Raw genomic sequence first — 16,705 nt, 5'->3', positions numbered from 1 at the left:
TCCGAGAGGCGCGCGGAGCTGTCGGGTCGGCGCGGGAACGGCTCGGGCCACCCGCCCGTTGCAGCACCAACGACAGGAGAAGTCTCGATGACGAATCGGATGGCACTCGTTTCCGCCCTGGCCGTCGCGGGCCTGCTGGCCGGCGCGCCCGCCCAGGCGAAGGGCTGCCTCAAGGGCGCCGTGGTCGGCGGTGTCGCCGGGCACATGGCCGGACACGGCAAGATGGGCGCGGCCGCGGGCTGCGCGATCGGTCACCACAACGCCAACAAGAAGGCCAAGCAGGGCTGACCGATCCGACGCCGTCCGCGTCGACGGCGATCGGATCGACCCGCTCCGGCGATGACCGGATCACCGCCGCTTCTCCGAAGCCGGATTCCCGACGGGAATCCGGCTTCGCTGCATTCTGAGCCGTGCCGGGTCGCACGTCTCCGGGCCGCCATCGCGGGATGCCCGATGTCGTCGCCCTGAGGGCGGGAGCGCCGGCGCAGGAGGCAGCGACCCGGATCACCTCCCGTCATCGGCCTCGGATCGCTCACCCTTTCCATCCGTCGCACCGCTCCGCGCGTGAGCCGCCGGCCGAGCAAGCCCCGCACAAGCCTGCCGTTGACCTCACTTTCGAGCTATTCTAATTAAGAACTGTGGAGGGCGCACCGCCGACGCGGTCCCACCACCCGAAACATCCGATGGAGAGACCCGATGGCCGGTTCCGCGAACGCCGCCTGCGAAAGCTGCCGCTTCTTCGACGATCACAAGCTCAACGGCGCCCAGGCGAAGGGTGACGAGGGCCTCTGCCGCTTCAATCCTCCGGTCAGCCAGCCGGCCCCCGAGTCGAAGGGCCTCTGGCCGGTCGTCGCCTCGAAGGACTGGTGCGGCCACTTCACGGCCGAGATGTCCGCCGCCGAGTAAGACGTCGACCGCTCCAGTCGCGCGGGATCTGCGCCGCGGCGCCGGTCCCGCCGCGGCCGCGAGACCGCCCGCAGGACCGCGCCCCGCCGGGCCCGCGCGGGGCGCATTGCCGGAGCCAGGCGGCTTCGCTTAACCTGCGGCCGTGACAGACGTGATACGCCCGGCCACGCAGGCCGACCTCCCCGCCATCGCGACGATCTACGCTGACGCCGTCACCACCAGCACGGCCAGCTTCGAGACGGAGCCGCCGACGCTGGCGGAGATGACCCGCCGCTTCGAGGTGCTGCGCGCGGGCGGCTTTCCCTATCTCGTGGCCGACCGGGACGGCACGGTCGCCGGCTACGCCTATGCCGGGCCCTATCACCAGCGCGCCGCCTACCGCTCGACCCTCGAGGATTCGATCTACGTCGCCCGGACGGCCCGAGGCGGCGGAGTCGGCCGGCGCCTGCTCACGGCCCTGATCGCGGCGAGCGAGCAGATCGACTGCCGGACCCTGGTCGCCATCATCGCCGACAGCGGCTCTCCCGCCTCGATCGCGCTGCACGCCAGCCTCGGCTTCACGCCCGTCGGAACCCTCGCGGGTGTCGGCCACAAGCACGGGCGCTGGCTCGACGTGACGCTCATGCAGCGTTCCCTCGGACCCGGCCGCAGCCTCCCGCCGACGCGGATCTGACCGTCAATCGCTTGCCAGTCCCAGTATCGCGGGAGCGATTCTGGTCCAAAACCCCGGCTGAGTTGTCATGATGCGGACAACTTCGCGCGGGAGAGGGCGGGCATGACGCGCACGCCGTCCGGTTCCCGGTGCGGTGCGGGCGCGATGACGCGGAGGGAGAGATCTTTCCGCGCGCGGAAGCGGTTTACGCGAGGGCGGGCGGTCAAGGCTCCATCACGACTCGCGAGGGATGGGAGTTCGGGTATGCGGTTTACATCGATCGGTCGCCGGGTTGCGCCGCTCGCGATCCTGGCGCTCTCGGCGCTGGCGGGCACGGCCCAGGCCAAGACGCCGACCGATCCCAGCGGAACCTATCTCACCGAGGACGGCCGCGCGCGCGTGCGCCTCGAGAAGTGCGGGACCGCGGGTGACCGGCTGTGCGGCTACGTGGTGTGGCTGAAGGTTCCGCTGAACGACAAGGGCGAGCCGCGGATCGACTTCAAGAACCCCGATCCGAAGAAGCAGGCTCGGCCGTCCCTCGGGCACCAGCTCATCATGGGCCTGAAGCCGAACGCCGACGCCCATTACGAGGGCAAGATCTACAATTCCGAGGACGGCAAGTCCTACGACGTCACCATCTGGACCGAGACGCCCGGCGAGCTGACGGTGCGCGGCTGCCTGATCGCGTTCCTGTGCAAGTCGCAGACCTGGACCAAGGTGACCGATCTCGCGCCGGGCCAGCTTCCCGGCCCGACCAACGGCGCGAACGGCCCGCGCAGCGATCCCGAGTACGCTACCGCCGCCCCGAAGCCGACCGCCAAGGCCGGCGCGAAGCCGGCTCAGAAGCCCGCCGCCTCCGAGGCGCCCAAGGAGGAGTGAGCGGCGCCAACCCTCCCGCGGCCGGCCCTCAATCGGCGAGGGCCGCGTAGGTCAAGACGCGCAGTTCGCGCCGGATCGGCAGGGCCGAGGACGGCACGAGCTGCGTCATGAGCACCACCGACAGATCCTCGGCCGGGTCGATCCAGAACGCCGTCGAGGCGAGGCCGCCCCAGGCGACCTCGCCCGGCGTGCCGAGGATCTGGGCCCGGGCGGGGTCGAGCATCACCGAGAAGCCCAGACCGAAACCGATGCCGGTGTAGGAGGTCTCGGCGAAGCGCGGCGTGCCCATCGCGGCGAGATCGCCCGGCAGATGATTCGCGAGCATCAGGTCGACCGTCTTGCGGCCCAGGAGGCGTGCGCCGTCGAGGGTGCCCCGGTTGAGGATCATCCGGCAGAAGCGCTGGTAATCCGTCGCCGTCGAGACGAGGCCGCCGCCGCCCGACGCGATCGCGGGCGGGCGCGCGAAGGCCGTCTCCACCGAATCGTCGAACAGGCGCAGCTGCCGCGCGCGATCGTACGCGTAGGTGGCGCAGAAGCGCGGCATCAGCTCGGGCCGCACGTGGAAATCGGTATCGACCATGCCGAGGGGCCCGATCACCGCCTCGCGGAGGTGGTCGGCGAAGGGGCGGCCGGTGAGCGCCGCCACGTACTGGCCGAGCACGTCGGTGGCGACGCTGTAGTTCCAGGCGCTGCCCGGCTGGGCGAGGAGCGGCAGCTTCGCCACCCGCGCGGTCATCTCGGCGAGCGTGCCCTCGCGCGCCAGGAAGTCGACACCCTGCTCGCGGTACTGCGCGTCGACCAGGGTCGCTTCCATGAAGCCGTAGGTCAGCCCGGCCGTGTGGGTCAGCAGGTCCCGCACGGTGATCGCCCGGCGCGCGGGCTCGGTCTCGAGCTTCGCCCGGTTGCCGCCCACGGCGACGCGCATCTCGGCGAACTCGGGCAGGACCCGCGAGATCGGATCGTCGAGCTGGAACAGGCCCTGCTCGTAGAGCTGCATCACCGCGACCGAGGTCAGCGGCTTGGTCATCGAGTAGATCCGGGTCACCGTGTCGAGGGTGAACGGCGTCGCCCGGGCGAGGTCGGCCTGCCCGCAGGCACGCGCGAAGGCGATGCGGCCGCGCCGCGCCACGGTGACCGACAGGCCGGCCAGCCGACCGTCGCCGACGAGGCGGTCCATCCACGGCACGATCCGGGCGAGCCCGTCCGGGCTGAACCCGGCACCCGTCGGATCGGTCTCGGTCAGCGCGCTCATGCGGTCTCCTCGTGATGGCGGTCCGGAAGCGTAGAAGGGGAGGGCAACGAAATCACCAGCCCATTGTCCCGGGCCCCCCCTTGAACGGGCCGACGATGCCGGGCGTGATCCAGCCGCCGTAGAAGTTTCCGGGCTGCGGCGTCACCTGGGCCGCCCCGACGAAGCAGGCGTCCATCGGGCCGGCGTAAAACGCGACGTAGCCGGCGATCGCGCGGAAATCCGGCGTCGGGTCCGGGTAGGCCCAGGCGGCCCCGGGCACGAGGCGGTCGCCGGCGCGCACGTCGAACAGGACGGCCTGTCCCTTCCACTCGCAGATCCCGCCGCGCCGCCGGTTCACCAGCGTCCCGTCCGCGATGTCGGCGGGCGGCAGGTAGTAGGTCGGCGGATGCGAGGTCTCGAGCACCCGGAAGCCGGAACCGGTCTCGGCGATGACGCGGCCGCCGAGCACGACCTGCAGCCGGTCCGGGACGGATTCCAGCCGCGGCGGCCGCGGATAGTCCCAGACGCTCTCCTCGCCCGGCCTGACGGGATCGGGGACGGGCCGGAAGGGCGATCCGCGCATGGGAAACCTCGTGCTGTGTCAGTGCGGATCCAGATAGGGCGCCGCGGCCGGCGTTTGTCGTCCGGCGCGCCCGTGCTAGCCCGTCGCCGACACTCGAGCCCGGGATCGCCCGCGATGGACATCGCCCTCTTCCTCGACTTCGACGGCACGCTCGCCGAGATCGCTCCGCGGCCGGATGCCGTGCGGGTCGAGCCGGGTCTGGTGGAGGATCTGGAGCGTCTCCGGGCACGCCTCGACGGCGCCCTCGCCATCGTCACCGGCCGGCCAGTCACGGTGATCGACGGCTTCCTGACGCCCGCGCGCCTCGACGCGGCCGGTCTTCACGGCGTGGAGCGCCGGGTCGACGGCGCGCTCACCGGCGGCCGCGCGGAGGATCACCCCGACCTGCGCCGGCAGGTCGCGCGCCTGCAGGCCGAGACCGCCGCGCTGGCGCAGGTCCTGATCGAGGACAAGGGCGCCTCAGTGGCGGTCCACTGGCGGCTCGCGAGCCCGGACGACGCGCTGCGGGCCGAGACGCTGGTGAAGGGCGCGGCGGAGGCCCTCGGCGCCGATTATCGCCTCCAGCTCGGCAAGGCGGTCGGCGAGATCGTCCCCGCGCAGGCCACCAAAGCCCACGCGATCCGGGCCTTCATGGCGCAGGCGCCCTACGCGGGACGGATTCCCGTCTTCTTCGGCGACGACCGCACCGACGAGATCGCCTTCGCGTCGGTGAACGAGGACGGCGGCGTCGCGGTGCGCGTCGGGGACGGCGAGACCGTCGCCCGGCGACGCCTGCCCGACCCCGCCGCCGTCCGTGCCCTGCTGAGCAACTGGGCCGCCGGCGGTGCGATCGACCCGGACGCGCTGCCGCCGGCCTGACGCGCCGCGCCGTCCAGGGGAGATCGCGATGACGGGGCGTTCCGTCACGGGCTGGCCGCGCCTGCTGCTGCGGCTGGAGGGAGCCTGCATCCTGGTCGCCGCCCTGCTCGCCTATGGCTGGCTCGGGCCGTCGTGGTGGCTCTTCGCGGCGCTGCTCTTCGTTCCCGACCTGAGCATGCTGGGCTACGCGGCCGGTCCCGCGGTCGGCGCCGCGCTCTACAATGCGGCGCACACGCTCGCGCTGCCGCTCGTCGGCCTGCCCCTGGCGATCGCCGTCGGCCATCCCGAGGCCGTAGGGTTGGCCCTGATCTGGTTCGCCCATATCGGTCTCGACCGCGCCGTCGGTTACGGTCTCAAATACGGCAGCGGATTCGGTGATACGCATCTTGGCGTCATCGGCCGGCCGCGTGACAAGACGATCGCGCCGTCCTGAGCGGTGCAATCGCCGCCGAATGGGACTTGCCCGCGCGGGGTCGCGGGGCCGATCAATCGCCGGAGCCGTGCCGGGCGCGAGTCCCGTCGCGGCGGGCCAGAGAGCAGGGGCTAGTTGCGATGTTCGAGTTTCCGGTTCTGGTCGGCGACATCGGCGGGACGAACGCGCGGTTCGGTCTGATCGAGAAGGCCGGCGACCAGCCCCGCCTCCTCGCGCACGAGGCCACCGCAGACCATCCCGATCCTTCGAGTGCGATCAGGGCGTCGCTGGCGAAGGGCGGCGGCCCGGCGCCGCGCGCGGCCATCCTGGCGATCGCCGGCCGGGTCGACGGGCCGGAGATCCAGCTGACGAACGCGCACTGGAAGATCGCGGGCCAGCGCATCGCCGAGGATTTCGGGCTCTCATCCGCGACGGTCGTGAACGACTACGTGCCGGTGGCGGCCGGCGCCGCCGATATCGAGCCCGACGACCTCACGCCGGTCGGGCCCTGTCCGCCCGTGCCCGGCGGCGCCCGCGTGGTGCTGGGCCCCGGAACCGGCTTCGGCGCGGCGGCGCTGGTCCCCTACGCGGCGCATCTCGCCATCGTGTCCACCGAGGTCGGCCACACCGATATCGGCCCGGCCGACGCCTTCGAGGAGAAGGTCTGGCACGCGCTGGAGCGGGTCGAGGACCGGATCACCGTGGAGACGGTGCTGTCGGGGCCGGGCCTGTCGCGGCTCCACGCGGCCGTCGCCCATGTCCGGACCGGGCAGCCGCACGAGAAGATCGAGCCGGCCGCGGTCACCGAGGCCGGTCTCAGCGCCACCGATCCGCACGCCGCCGAGACGCTCGAGCTGTTCGGCCGGGTGCTCGGACGCGTCTGCGGCGACCTCGCGCTGACCTTCCTGGCGACGAGCGGCGTCTATATCGGCGGGGGCATCGCGCCCCGGATCCTCAAGGTGCTCGAGGAGAGCGGTTTCCGCACCGCCTTCGAGAAGAAGGCGCCCTTCGCCGAGATGATGCGCCGGATCCCGACCAGCGTGATCACCGTCCACGACCCGGCCTTCCGGGGCCTGGCGGCCCTGGCGAACGAGGGCGCCAAGTTCGTCTACCACGGGCAGGTGTGGCGCAGGGAAACGTGACGGACCGCGACGGCGAGCGCTGTGCGGCGCGAGGCCCGGCGGCCTCGCTCCGCCCGCGCGGACGGCTGTCGCCGCGGGCCTGCCCTCAGGCCGCTGCCAGCGGCTTCGACACCTCCTCCAGGGACTTGCCCTCCGCGGCCGTTCCCCAGATGCCTCCGACCACCGCCGCGATGAGCATCAGCACAGCGCCGAGGCCGTAGCCGAACAGCACCCAGTCGCGCGAGCCGGTCTCGACCAGCGTGCCGAACAGGAGCGGGCCCGAGACGCCGCCGATACCGGTGCCGACCGCGTAGAAGGCCGCGATCGCCAGGGCCCGGATCTCCAGCGGGAAGGTCTCCGAGACCGTGAGATAGGCCGAGCTCGCCGCCGCCGAGGCGAAGAAGAACACCACCATCCAGGCCGCGGTCTGGCCGACCGGCCCGAGCACGTCGAGGCGGAACAGCAGGCCGACACCGGCGAGCAGCAGCGCCGAGATGCCGTACGTGAAGGCGATCATCTTGCGCCGTCCGATCGTGTCGAAGAGCCGCCCGAGGAGCAGCGGGCCGAGGAACGAGCCGAGCGCGAAGGGCAGCAGGTACCAGCCGACATGGTTGCCGGGGACCTGGTAAAAGCGCTCCAGCACCAGCGCGTACGTGAAGAACAGGGCGTTGTAGAAGAAGGCCTGCGCGATCATCAGTGCGAGACCGACCATGGTCTCCTTGCGGCTCGTCACGAACAGCGCCTTGAACACCTCGGAGAGCGGTGTGTGGTCGCGGGTGCGGACCTTCATGCGCTTGCTCTCGTCCACCGGCGGCAGGGTGACGCCCTCGTCGGTGAAGCGCTTCTCGATGCCGGTGACGACCCGGTCGGCTTCCGCCGCGTAGCCGTGGGTCGCGAGCCAGCGCGGGCTCTCGGGGATCCAGGTGCGCAGGAGGAGGATCACGAGGCCGATGGCGCCGCCGGTGAAGAAGGCGACGCGCCAGCCCCAGGCCGGGTCGATCACCTCGGGCTTGAGGAGCACGATCGACATGAACGAGCCGAGCGCCGCGCCGATCCAGAACGAGCCGTTGATGACGAGGTTGGTCCACCCGCGGACCCGGGCCGGGACCAGCTCCTGGATGGTCGAGTTGATCGCCGTGTACTCGCCGCCGATCCCCGCGCCCGTGAGGAAGCGGAAGAAGCAGAAGCTCCAGATGTTCCACGACAGGCCGGTGGCGGCCGTGGCGACGAGGTAGAGGGCGAGCGTGATGAAGAACAGCTTCTTGCGGCCGATCCGGTCGGTGAGCCAGCCGAAGCCGATCGCGCCGGTGACGGCGCCCACGAGGTAGCAGGAGGCGGCGAGCCCGACGTCGAACTCCGAGAACGACATGGGCGGCTGGCGCAGCGCGCCCACCAGGGAGCCGGCGAGCGTCACTTCGAGGCCGTCCAGCACCCAGGTGATGCCGAGCGCCACGATCACCAGTACGTGGAAGCGGCCCCAGGGCAGCCGGTCCAGGCGCGCGGAGATGTCGGTGTCGATCACGCGGCCGATCTCCGCGCGTTCCGGCGTCCCGGATCCCCCCTCGACCTTGCTCGCCATGTCCGCGTATCCTCCCGGTCCAAGTGTTTACCCTGCTGAGACAGCCGGCATTTACCGCGACTGTAGGCAGGTGTTGGGAACGGGTTGGAAATCGATTCGGTTCGATTTCGTCTTCACGCGCGCCGCGCAGAACAGGGAGGTTCACGCGGTGCTCCTCCCATGTCCTCCTGTGCTGCCCGTTCCCGCCGATCCTGGCCCCGGTACGTCCTGCTGTCCGCCATGACGCTCGGCGGACTCGCCACCGCGCCCACAGAGGGAGCGGACCGGCACCTCGAGCGGCCCAAGCCCCGCGTCGCGATGCAGGCGGCCGAGCGCTGGCGCCTCCGGCCGACCGAGCCCGCAGTCGCGACGACGACCGGCAGCATCCGCCGGCGGGCCGAGACCGCGATCCCTGAGGACCGTCGCAACGTCCGTCTCGTCTACCCGGCGTTGATCGAGGCGCGCTGAGAACGCCGGCGCCCGGCCCGTCTCGACGATCCGGGTCCTGTCAGGCACAGCGCCTGCTTCGCCCGCGCGTGGACGGGTGGAACGGTACGGTGCGGAGGACGCGGATGGCTGAGGCAATCGCCCTGGTCGGGTGCAAGGGGCCGGATCAGGAGGCGGAGTATCTGCGCATCCTGTCGGCGGCCATGCCCGAGGAGCGCCTGATCCCGTTCCGGACGATGGACGACGCGGCCCGGGCGGCGGCCCGAGTCGCCGTCGTGGCCAACCCCGATCCGGCCGAGGTCGCGGCGCTGCCGGGGCTGGTCTGGGTGCAGAGCCTCTGGGCCGGGGTCGAGAAGCTCGTCGGCGCCTTCGACCGGCCGCTGCCGATCGTCCGCCTCGTCGACCGCGAGATGGCCCGCACCATGGCGGAGGCCGTGCTGGCCTGGACCTACTATCTCCAGCGCGACATGCCGGCCTACGCCAGCCAGCAGCGAGACCGGGTCTGGCGCCCGCGCGCCTATCGCAAGCCGTCCGACACCACGGTCGGCCTGCTCGGCCTCGGGGCGCTCGGGACCGCGGCGGCGGAGCGTCTCACCGGCGCGGGCTTCCGCGTCGTCGGCTGGAGCCGCAGCCCCAAGGCGGTGCCGGACCTCGACACGTTTCACGGTGCCGACAGCCTCCCGGCGATGCTCGGCCGGTGCGATATTCTGGTCTGCCTCGTGCCGCTGACATCGGAAACGCGGGGCCTCGTGAATGCCGAGCGCCTCGCTGCCCTGAAGCCCGGCGCCGCGCTGATCAACTTCGCCCGCGGTCCGATCGTCGTCACCGAAGATCTGATCGCCGCTCTGGACACCGGCCATCTCGCCCACGCGGTCCTCGACGTCTTCGCGGTCGAGCCGCTGCCGACCGAGTCGCCCCTGTGGTCCCATCCCCGCGTGACGGTGCTGCCGCACGTCTCGGGGCCCACCGACATGGATTCGGCGGCCGCCACGGTGGCGGCCAACCTGCGGGCCTATCGGCGGACCGGTCAGGTGCCGGACGGCGTCGACGCGGCGCGGGGGTACTGAGACGCGCGCGTCACAGCTTCGGGAATGTCGCCGCGAGGTGGTCGATCAGCACGCGCACGGCCGGCGGCAGCCCGCGCCGGGTCGTGAAGACGATGTGCACGATCCCGGGCTGGCCCTGCCAGTCCGGATAGACGGGCACGAGCCGACCCGCCGCGACGGCGTCGGTGCAGGCGTGGTCGGGCAGGAACGCGACCCCGAGACCGTCAGCCGCCGCGTCGGTGAGCGCGGCGAAGTCGCCGCAGGTCAGGCGCGGCTCGTGGCGCAGGGTGACGACCGTGCCATCACGGTGCTCGAGCCGCCACTCCGCCTCGCCCGGATCGTCGCGGGTGCCGAGCGTCGGGACAGCGCCGAGCGCGGCGATGTCGGGACCGAGGCCGCGCGCCACCTGCGGCGCGGCGACCAGGATCCAGCGCGAGGATCCGAGCGTGCGCATGGTCAGCGACGCGTCGCTCGTCAGGTCTCGCCGCACACGCAGCGCCACGTCGATCCGCTCCTCGATCAGGTCGACGGGCCGGTCGGTCACGACCAGCTGCAGCCTCACCTTCGGGTAGCGGACGAGGAAGCCGCGGACGCGCGCGGCGACGATGTCGGCGAGGCCCGACGGGCAGCTCATGCGGATCCGCCCGTGCGGCTCGGTCTGCGCTTCCGCGACCAGCGCCTCGGCCCGCTCCGCCTCCAGCATCATCGCCCGGCAGCGCTCGTAGAAGCCCTGGCCGACTTCGGTCACGCGGAAGCGCCGGCTCGACCGCTCGATCAGGCGGGCGCCCAGGCGCGCCTCCAGGGCCGCGACGCGGCGGCTCAGCTTCGATTTCGGCTGGTGCAGCGCCCGGCCCGCCGCGGCGAAGCCGCCGTGCGCGACGACCTCGGCGAAGTAGACGTAGTCGTTCAGATCGGCGCGGACCATCGTTCCTCCAGTGGAACGCTGGGTGCCACATTCGCGGGCTACCCGCATCATCGTTCCGGCGGCATCTCTCCGGCCAGCGGCGCATACGGGGCCGCAGCACGGAGAACGACGATGGCTGGCAGGTTTCAGGACAAGGTTGTGGTGGTGACCGGCGGCACCAGCGGCATCGGCCTCGCCACCGCCAAGGCCTTCGTGGCCGAGGGGGCCTCGGTGTTCATCACCGGGCGCCGCCAGGAGACCCTCGACGCAGCGGTGAAGCAGATCGGCGGCCGGATCACCGGTGTGCGCGGCGACATGGCGAACCTCGCCGACATCGACCGCCTGTACGATGCGGTCCAGCAGAGGCACGCGCAGATCGACGTGATCTTCGCCAACGCCGGCGGCGGCACCTTCGCGCCATTGGGCGCGATCACCGAGGCGCACTACCAGAGCATCTTCGACACCAACGTGAAGGGCGTGCTCTTCACCGTCCAGAAGGCGCTGCCGCTGCTGCGGGACGGGGCCGCGATCGTGCTCACCGGCTCGACCGCCGGCAGCTCCGGGACGCCCGGCTTCAGCGTCTACTCGGCCACCAAGGCGGCGGTGCGAAACTTCGCCCGGAACTGGATCCTCGACCTGAAGGACCGGCGTATCCGGGTGAACACGATCAGCCCGGGCGTGACCGAGACCGCCGGGCTCGACGAGCTCTTCGGCGGCGGCGATCAGGCGGCGGCCACCAAGGATTTCCTCGCCGGCCAGATCCCGGCCGGCCGCGTCGGCCGGCCCGAGGAGATCGCGCAGGCGGTCCTGTTCCTCGCCTCGGACGCGGCGAGCTTCATCAACGGCGTCGAGCTGTTCGCCGATGGCGGGCAGGTCCAGATCTGAGGATCCGGGTCGGCCGGGACGCGACACCCGGTCCCGGCCGCCGGGGTGAACCCTAACAATGGCCGGCGGTTAAAGGCCCGGCCCTCCGGTCCCGCTTCGTCGCGGGCGGGCGCCGGGAAGGACAATCGGGTTTCATGGGTTGGCCGCGCCGCATCCTCATCACCGCCGGGCTCGTGGCCGTCGCGGCCGGCGCGACGCTGAGCCTCGGCCGCTTCAGCTACGCGCCGATGCCTGACCGGGCGGACCTGCTCAATCCGGACCGATACCCGATCCAGACCGCTTTCGACATTCTCGGCCGCCGCGTCTCGCGCGCGGAGGCCGACGGGCTCGAAGCCACCGAGGACGGACGGAAGGCGCTCTCGCCGAGGAGCGGCGCGGTCGCGATCGATCCCGCCATGGTCGAGCGTGGACGCCAGGCCTTCTATCAGGAGACGTTCGGCAACGAGGTCTTCCTGACCGACGTCATGGGCATGCTCGACGGCGGCCTCACGCCCGGCGCCGTCGCGCTGGCGGTGGCGAAGCTCGGAGGTCAGGGCACGACCAACCTCCAGGTCGCCATGGCGAAGGACGTGCGCGTCGGCGACCGCGTCTACCGGACGGGCGAGCTGGTCCCGACCGGGCTGGACGTGCCGAAGGGCGGCGCCTTCATCATCGGGATCAAGACCTTCTCCGACCGCGGTCACCTGCGCATGGGGATCACCTGCGCCCTGTGCCACGCCGCAGTCGATCCCGGCACCGGCAAGGTGGTTGAGGGCGCGCCCAACACCGACCTCAATGCCGGGCTGCTGATGGCGCTCGCGAGGAACTCCTCGGCCTACTTCATGCACGCCAGCGTGCCGGAGGCCGATGCCCGACCTTCCGCCGACCCGCAGCATACCGGCTCGACCGACGCGGGGCCGGCGCTGCCGGACGCCGCGGCCGTGGAGGCGGCCACCAAGGTGCAGGTGGCGAGCTGGCCGCCGGGCAGCTTCGACTCGTCCGCCGACCGGGTCACCAATCCGACCTCGATCCCGTCGAGCTTCTCCGCCTACGGCGAGCCCTACAGCTGGAGCGGGCGCGAAGCGATCGGACCCTTCGCGGGCCTGTCCTCGCTCAACAACAACGTCCACGCGGCCAATTCCGACACGACCCAGCTCGCCGCCGCCGCGCCCTGGCTGTTCGGCATGGATCCGGAGACGTATCTCGGCATCGTGCTGCGCGGGGCGGCCACCGAGGCGTTCCGATACAAGCCGAACGGCGGCCGCAGCCCGTCGGAGGTGCTGCGCAGCGTCGATCCGACCCCGGCCTCGCCGGGCCTGAACAGCTACGCGGTGCTGCCGACCTATCCGGCGACCAATTACGTCACCGACAACGGGCTGTTCACCTCGGTCCCCGGGGAGCCGGTCAACCACGCCAACAACGCCATGTCGGCCTTCCAGAACCTGCTGCACCCGCCGGCCGCCGGGCAGGATCCGGACCGGGTCCGGGCCGGCCGGGCGGTGTTCGAGAAGGCCGGCTGCGGCACCTGCCATTCCGGCCCGGCGCTCACCAACCACCGGGTCGTCCCGGAGGCCGAGATCGGCACAGAGCCGACCCGGGCCCGGGCGGGCGCCAAGATGGAGGCGCGCCTGTCGGCGCCGGCGATGTTCGCCACCGACACGCCGTTCCCGACCCCGGCCGATCCCGTCATCGTCCCGGTTCCGCTCGCGGGCGCGGCGCTCGCGCAGGTGCAGCTCGCCTGGGGGCAGGGGGGCACTGAGGGCGGCTACAAGGTGCCGAACCTCGTGGGCCTCGCCTGGACGGCGCCGTACCTGCACGATTCCGGCGTCGCGGTCGGCCCCGACGCCGAGAGCCAGCTCGGCGTCCCGGGCACGCTGTACAGGGGCGTCGCCCCGGATCCCGCCAACAGCCTGCGCGCCCTGGTCGACCGGGATCTGCGGGCCAAGGTGATCGCCGCGAACGCCGCCTCGGATACGGCGCGGATCGCCCGCGTTACCGGCAAGGGGCACGCCTTCTGGGCGGATGCCGGCTCCGGCGTGACGGCGGAGGAGCAGACGGCGCTGATCGCCTACCTGCTCTCGGTCGATCGCCTGACGGAGCCGGCCGCGACGCCCTGACCCCGCCACCCGAGTTCAGGACATGCCATGACGCAGAACAGCGATCCGGTCTGGTTCATCACCGGCTGCTCCACGGGCTTCGGCCTGGAGCTCGCCCGGCTCATCATCGGGCGCGGCTGGCGGGCGGTGGTGACGGCCCGCGACCGGGCCAAGGTCGCCGACCTCGCGCGGGGCGCCGAGGACCGGGTGCTCGCCCTGTCCCTGGACGTGACCGAGGCCGGTCAGATCCGCGAATCCGTGCGCGCCGCGACGGACACGTTCGGGCGGATCGACGTGCTCGTGAACAATGCCGGCTACGGCTACCAGTCCTCCATCGAGGAGGGCGAGGAGGACAAGGTCCGCGCCCAGTTCGATGCCAACGTCTTCGGCCTGTTCGCGCTGACCCGGGCGGTGCTGCCGGTCATGCGGTCGCAGCGTTCCGGCCACATCCTCAACATCACCTCGGTGGCGGGCTTCGTCGGCTTCCCGGCCTCGGGCTACTACGCGGCCACCAAGCACGCGGTCGAAGGGTTCTCGGATTCCCTCGCCGCCGAAGCCGGCCCCCTCGGAATCCGTGTGACCTGTATCGAGCCGGGGCCGTTCCGCACCGACTGGGCCGGGCGCTCCCTCGTCCAGACGCCGAACGCGATTCCCGACTACGCCGAGACCGCCGGCGCGCGCCTCACGGCGACCTCGGAAAAGAGCGGCACCCAGGCGGGCGATCCGGTTCGGGCCGGCGAGGCGATGATCCGGGTGACCGAGATGGAGAACCCGCCGCGCCACCTCGTCCTCGGCGCCTGGGGGTACGACGCAGTCACGAGCCGGCTGAAGCAGCGTCTCGCCGAGATCGAGGCATGGCGCGAGACCAGCCTCGGGGCCGATTACCCGCAGCCGTGAAACCCGGCCATCTTCGCGAGCGGAGCGAAGCCGTCGAGCAGCGCCGCGCGCGCCGGTGTCGCGCTGCCCTGGGTTGCTTCACGGCATCCACAAAGACGCGGCTCAGATGACCGCCTCGATCAGGCCGCGCCGCTTGGCCTCCTCGGCCTCGAGGTACCAGTTGGCCGGCGCCTTCTCGAGCACCTCGTCGAGGGTGACGTCCGAGCCCGCAACGAGGTTGGCAAACCCCTCGTTCTGGATCTCGATCGAGCACAGGATCTCGTTGAGCGTCGCCTTCACGGCGGCGATGCAGGTGGTGAGCGGCCCCTCGACGTGGAGCTGCTTGTTCATCTTGCGCTCGTGGATCATCAGCCGCGTGCCGCAGGTCAGGTAGCGGTTCGGCCGGGCGAAGAAGCTCATGAAGGTCGTGCCGGCCGAGTAGATCGCCGCCTTGCCGAGGAAGACGAACCGCCGGTTCGGGTCCATCGCGGTGTTGAAGCGGATGTCCTCCCCCATCATCCGGGCGACCTCCGGATCGCCCCCGAGCGTCGTGAGCTCGACCACGACGATCTCACGGTCCCCCGCCGCACCGAGCTGGCGCCGGAAGTCCTTGTACATGTCGTAATCGACCGGGCCGGAGAGCAGCACCGCGGGGGCCCGGAAGGCGGTGGGGCCGAGGGGAGTCGTGTCCATGGTTCTCCTGGTCCAAGGTCCGGCCCAGGGCCGCCCCCCGCGGCGCCCAGCCGGCGATCAGCGCGCCGGGTCGGGCGCACCCTGACCCTTGCCCACGAAGGGGATGCCCTCGATCGGGCATTCCTCCGTGCCGACGCTCTGACGGGTAATGGCCCGGACGGCGTCGCGGGTTCCGTCGGGATCCTCGATCCAGCGTCGGTAGAAGTCGTAGGGGCATTCCGACATCCCGTGCCGGTTCTCCTTGGAATTGATCATGCCCGTGTAGCCGCGGTGCAGCAGCTTGAAGAGGTGGTTCTCCGACTGGCCGTGAGCGCGGAAATCCCGGATCAGGAACTTGGAGAGGGCGGCGTACTGGATGCCCATCTCCTCCTCGCCGCATTCGCCGAGCGTGCGGCCGTCGAAGCCGATGATCGCCGAGTGGCCGAAATACGTGTAGACGCCGTCGAAGCCCGCCGCGTTGGCCACCGCCACGTAGGTGTTGTTGGCGAAGGCCATCGCCTTCGAGATGACGACCTGCTGCTCCTTGGCCGGGTACATGTAGCCCTGGCAGCGGATGATCAGCTCGGCGCCCCGCATGGCGCAGTCGCGCCAGATCTCGGGATAATTGCCGTCGTCGCAGATGATCAGGCTGATCTTCAGCCCCTTCGGCCCGTCCGACACGTAGGTGCGGTCGCCCGGATACCAGCCCTCGATCGGCGTCCAGGGCATGATCTTGCGGTACTTCTGAACGATCTCGCCCTGATCGTTCATCAGGATCAGGGTGTTGTAGGGCGCCTTGTGCGGGTGCTCCTCGTGGCGCTCGCCGGTGAGCGAGAACACGCCCCAGACCTTGGCCTCCCGGCAGGCGGCGGCGAAGATCTCGGTCTCCGCGCCCGGGACCGTCGAGGCGGTCTCGTACATCTCGGCGGCGTCGTACATGATGCCGTGGGTCGAGTATTCCGGGAAGATCACGAGGTCGAGGCCGGGCAGGCCGGTCTTCATCCCGACGATCATCTTCCCGATCGCCTTGGCGTTCTCCAGCACCTCCGCGCGGGTGTGGAGGCGCGGCATCTTGTAGTTCACGACGGCGACGCCGACGCTGTCCTGGCTGGACGAGATGTCTCCGTGCATCATGGCGTGAAGTCCTCCTGACCGTGTTCGTCCCTCGGATGCGCGCGGCTCAGTGGCTGATCATCCAGGGCCGCGCCTTCGGGAAGCTCTTGGCGGCGGCCGGGGCGGCGGTCGCTTTCTTGGGTGAGCAGCAGCCGCAGCCGGCTCCGTGACTGCCCGAGCGCTTGGGCGCGTGGCGGCTGCGCTCGTTGGTGGCGTGGGCGGTCCTGAGGCCCGCATCCATGCCGGCGATGCGCGGCGCGGTGAGGAAGGCGCGCTGGCTCGTGCCGCCGCAATCCGGGCAGGCATGCGGCTCGCGGAACTCCGCCATCGGCCGCATCACCGTGAAGGGGCCGCAGGCCTCGCAGGCGTAATCGTAGACGGGCATGGGGTGCTTCCAGAAGGGCTGCCGGGTTAAGCGCGGGTCCCCTCTCCCGTTCGGGAGAGGGACAGGGTGAGGGGCGAGACCTGTCCGGAGAGGTCGCATCTC

At 71.2% G+C, this 16,705-nt stretch carries 19 protein-coding genes; 12 read left to right on the top strand and 7 right to left on the bottom strand.

The features are described from left to right. Nucleotides 1-87 precede the first annotated feature (87 nt). From ME121_RS25815 to ME121_RS25800, 4 genes are all read left to right on the top strand, one after another. Nucleotides 88-288: a hypothetical protein gene (locus tag ME121_RS25815; RefSeq protein WP_024828063.1), complete on the top strand. Its 201-nt coding sequence runs from the start codon at nucleotides 88-90 to the stop codon at nucleotides 286-288. Between the two features lie 408 nt (nucleotides 289-696). Beyond that, nucleotides 697-906 carry a hypothetical protein gene (locus ME121_RS25810; RefSeq protein WP_012322376.1) on the top strand — a complete coding sequence of 70 codons (210 nt, stop codon included), beginning with the start codon at nucleotides 697-699 and terminating at the stop codon, nucleotides 904-906. 142 nt (nucleotides 907-1,048) lie between these two features. Further along, nucleotides 1,049-1,579 carry a GNAT family N-acetyltransferase gene (locus tag ME121_RS25805; protein ID WP_024828062.1) on the top strand — a complete coding sequence of 177 codons (531 nt, stop codon included), beginning with the start codon at nucleotides 1,049-1,051 and terminating at the stop codon, nucleotides 1,577-1,579. Nucleotides 1,580-1,822: 243 nt separating this feature from the next. Then, nucleotides 1,823-2,437 (top strand): DUF2147 domain-containing protein, encoded by a 615-nt coding sequence (locus tag ME121_RS25800; RefSeq protein ID WP_012322378.1) that lies wholly within the window; start codon nucleotides 1,823-1,825, stop codon nucleotides 2,435-2,437. Nucleotides 2,438-2,465: 28 nt separating this feature from the next. On the opposite strand, the gene ME121_RS25795 is transcribed toward ME121_RS25800, so the two are convergent. Further along, the gene (locus tag ME121_RS25795; protein ID WP_053621906.1) at nucleotides 2,466-3,689 is read right to left on the bottom strand and encodes a serine hydrolase domain-containing protein; all 1,224 of its coding nucleotides are present in this window, start codon (nucleotides 3,687-3,689) and stop codon (nucleotides 2,466-2,468) included. A gap of 52 nt (nucleotides 3,690-3,741) precedes the next feature. Then, complete coding sequence (locus tag ME121_RS25790; RefSeq protein WP_059409862.1) at nucleotides 3,742-4,251, bottom strand: DUF427 domain-containing protein; 510 nt, start codon at nucleotides 4,249-4,251, stop codon at nucleotides 3,742-3,744. A 114-nt stretch (nucleotides 4,252-4,365) separates the two neighbouring features. Between ME121_RS25790 and otsB the strand changes: the two genes are divergently transcribed. The 3 genes from otsB (at nucleotide 4,366) to ME121_RS25775 (ending at nucleotide 6,663) form a co-directional block, all read left to right on the top strand. Further along, nucleotides 4,366-5,109: a trehalose-phosphatase gene (gene otsB, locus ME121_RS25785; protein WP_012322381.1), complete on the top strand. Its 744-nt coding sequence runs from the start codon at nucleotides 4,366-4,368 to the stop codon at nucleotides 5,107-5,109. A gap of 28 nt (nucleotides 5,110-5,137) precedes the next feature. Then, nucleotides 5,138-5,542: a DUF4260 domain-containing protein gene (locus ME121_RS25780; protein WP_029358053.1), complete on the top strand. Its 405-nt coding sequence runs from the start codon at nucleotides 5,138-5,140 to the stop codon at nucleotides 5,540-5,542. 119 nt (nucleotides 5,543-5,661) lie between these two features. Beyond that, complete coding sequence (locus ME121_RS25775; RefSeq protein ID WP_043075067.1) at nucleotides 5,662-6,663, top strand: glucokinase; 1,002 nt, start codon at nucleotides 5,662-5,664, stop codon at nucleotides 6,661-6,663. Between the two features lie 85 nt (nucleotides 6,664-6,748). Here the strand turns inward: ME121_RS25775 and ME121_RS25770 are convergent, their stop codons facing one another. After that, nucleotides 6,749-8,221, bottom strand: a complete 1,473-nt coding sequence (locus tag ME121_RS25770; RefSeq protein WP_024828057.1) for an MFS transporter — start codon at nucleotides 8,219-8,221, stop codon at nucleotides 6,749-6,751. 219 nt (nucleotides 8,222-8,440) lie between these two features. Here ME121_RS25770 and ME121_RS25765 point away from each other — a divergent pair, with 219 nt between their 5' ends. Beyond that, nucleotides 8,441-8,668 carry a hypothetical protein gene (locus ME121_RS25765; protein WP_012322385.1) on the top strand — a complete coding sequence of 76 codons (228 nt, stop codon included), beginning with the start codon at nucleotides 8,441-8,443 and terminating at the stop codon, nucleotides 8,666-8,668. A 104-nt stretch (nucleotides 8,669-8,772) separates the two neighbouring features. Then, on the top strand, nucleotides 8,773-9,714 hold the full coding sequence (locus ME121_RS25760; protein WP_024828056.1) for a 2-hydroxyacid dehydrogenase: 942 nt from the start codon (nucleotides 8,773-8,775) through the stop codon (nucleotides 9,712-9,714). A 10-nt stretch (nucleotides 9,715-9,724) separates the two neighbouring features. Here ME121_RS25760 and ME121_RS25755 read toward each other — a convergent pair whose 3' ends face one another. Then, nucleotides 9,725-10,618 (bottom strand): LysR substrate-binding domain-containing protein, encoded by an 894-nt coding sequence (locus tag ME121_RS25755; protein WP_012322387.1) that lies wholly within the window; start codon nucleotides 10,616-10,618, stop codon nucleotides 9,725-9,727. 111 nt (nucleotides 10,619-10,729) lie between these two features. Between ME121_RS25755 and ME121_RS25750 the strand changes: the two genes are divergently transcribed. From ME121_RS25750 to ME121_RS25740, 3 genes are all read left to right on the top strand, one after another. Then, on the top strand, nucleotides 10,730-11,482 hold the full coding sequence (locus tag ME121_RS25750) for an SDR family NAD(P)-dependent oxidoreductase (RefSeq protein ID WP_053621902.1): 753 nt from the start codon (nucleotides 10,730-10,732) through the stop codon (nucleotides 11,480-11,482). Nucleotides 11,483-11,616: 134 nt separating this feature from the next. Beyond that, nucleotides 11,617-13,578: a hypothetical protein gene (locus tag ME121_RS25745; protein ID WP_059409861.1), complete on the top strand. Its 1,962-nt coding sequence runs from the start codon at nucleotides 11,617-11,619 to the stop codon at nucleotides 13,576-13,578. Between the two features lie 27 nt (nucleotides 13,579-13,605). Beyond that, nucleotides 13,606-14,454 carry an oxidoreductase gene (locus ME121_RS25740; protein ID WP_059409860.1) on the top strand — a complete coding sequence of 283 codons (849 nt, stop codon included), beginning with the start codon at nucleotides 13,606-13,608 and terminating at the stop codon, nucleotides 14,452-14,454. Between the two features lie 102 nt (nucleotides 14,455-14,556). On the opposite strand, the gene ME121_RS25735 is transcribed toward ME121_RS25740, so the two are convergent. The 3 genes from ME121_RS25735 to ME121_RS25725 are packed head-to-tail and all read right to left on the bottom strand — an operon-like array spanning nucleotide 14,557 to nucleotide 16,603. After that, nucleotides 14,557-15,126 carry a ClpP family protease gene (locus ME121_RS25735; protein ID WP_024828051.1) on the bottom strand — a complete coding sequence of 190 codons (570 nt, stop codon included), beginning with the start codon at nucleotides 15,124-15,126 and terminating at the stop codon, nucleotides 14,557-14,559. Nucleotides 15,127-15,183: 57 nt separating this feature from the next. Next, the gene (locus ME121_RS25730) at nucleotides 15,184-16,239 is read right to left on the bottom strand and encodes an aliphatic amidase (protein ID WP_012322392.1); all 1,056 of its coding nucleotides are present in this window, start codon (nucleotides 16,237-16,239) and stop codon (nucleotides 15,184-15,186) included. Nucleotides 16,240-16,285: 46 nt separating this feature from the next. Next, the gene (locus ME121_RS25725; RefSeq protein WP_012322393.1) at nucleotides 16,286-16,603 is read right to left on the bottom strand and encodes an FmdB family zinc ribbon protein; all 318 of its coding nucleotides are present in this window, start codon (nucleotides 16,601-16,603) and stop codon (nucleotides 16,286-16,288) included. Nucleotides 16,604-16,705: the final 102 nt, after the last annotated feature.

This window comes from Methylobacterium sp. ME121 (assembly GCF_000974725.1).
Taxonomy (GTDB): domain Bacteria; phylum Pseudomonadota; class Alphaproteobacteria; order Rhizobiales; family Beijerinckiaceae; genus Methylobacterium; species Methylobacterium radiotolerans.
This window is presented reverse-complemented; position numbering and strand designations above follow the sequence as displayed.

Excerpts from the sequence above, each read along its gene's own strand:
- ME121_RS25770 (WP_024828057.1), bottom strand. The coding sequence starts at position 8,221 with ATGGCGAGCAAGGTCGAGGGGGGATCCGGGACGCCGGAACGCGCGGAG.
- ME121_RS25725 (WP_012322393.1), bottom strand. The coding sequence starts at position 16,603 with ATGCCCGTCTACGATTACGCCTGCGAGGCCTGCGGCCCCTTCACGGTG.
- ME121_RS25760 (WP_024828056.1), top strand. The coding sequence starts at position 8,773 with ATGGCTGAGGCAATCGCCCTGGTCGGGTGCAAGGGGCCGGATCAGGAG.
- ME121_RS25780 (WP_029358053.1), top strand. The coding sequence starts at position 5,138 with ATGACGGGGCGTTCCGTCACGGGCTGGCCGCGCCTGCTGCTGCGGCTG.
- ME121_RS25745 (WP_059409861.1), top strand. The coding sequence starts at position 11,617 with ATGGGTTGGCCGCGCCGCATCCTCATCACCGCCGGGCTCGTGGCCGTC.
- ME121_RS25730 (WP_012322392.1), bottom strand. The coding sequence starts at position 16,239 with ATGATGCACGGAGACATCTCGTCCAGCCAGGACAGCGTCGGCGTCGCC.
- ME121_RS25800 (WP_012322378.1), top strand. The coding sequence starts at position 1,823 with ATGCGGTTTACATCGATCGGTCGCCGGGTTGCGCCGCTCGCGATCCTG.
- ME121_RS25790 (WP_059409862.1), bottom strand. The coding sequence starts at position 4,251 with ATGCGCGGATCGCCCTTCCGGCCCGTCCCCGATCCCGTCAGGCCGGGC.
- ME121_RS25735 (WP_024828051.1), bottom strand. The coding sequence starts at position 15,126 with ATGGACACGACTCCCCTCGGCCCCACCGCCTTCCGGGCCCCCGCGGTG.
- ME121_RS25815 (WP_024828063.1), top strand. The coding sequence starts at position 88 with ATGACGAATCGGATGGCACTCGTTTCCGCCCTGGCCGTCGCGGGCCTG.
- ME121_RS25795 (WP_053621906.1), bottom strand. The coding sequence starts at position 3,689 with ATGAGCGCGCTGACCGAGACCGATCCGACGGGTGCCGGGTTCAGCCCG.
- ME121_RS25740 (WP_059409860.1), top strand. The coding sequence starts at position 13,606 with ATGACGCAGAACAGCGATCCGGTCTGGTTCATCACCGGCTGCTCCACG.
- ME121_RS25775 (WP_043075067.1), top strand. The coding sequence starts at position 5,662 with ATGTTCGAGTTTCCGGTTCTGGTCGGCGACATCGGCGGGACGAACGCG.
- ME121_RS25755 (WP_012322387.1), bottom strand. The coding sequence starts at position 10,618 with ATGGTCCGCGCCGATCTGAACGACTACGTCTACTTCGCCGAGGTCGTC.
- ME121_RS25810 (WP_012322376.1), top strand. The coding sequence starts at position 697 with ATGGCCGGTTCCGCGAACGCCGCCTGCGAAAGCTGCCGCTTCTTCGAC.
- ME121_RS25750 (WP_053621902.1), top strand. The coding sequence starts at position 10,730 with ATGGCTGGCAGGTTTCAGGACAAGGTTGTGGTGGTGACCGGCGGCACC.
- otsB (WP_012322381.1), top strand. The coding sequence starts at position 4,366 with ATGGACATCGCCCTCTTCCTCGACTTCGACGGCACGCTCGCCGAGATC.
- ME121_RS25765 (WP_012322385.1), top strand. The coding sequence starts at position 8,441 with ATGACGCTCGGCGGACTCGCCACCGCGCCCACAGAGGGAGCGGACCGG.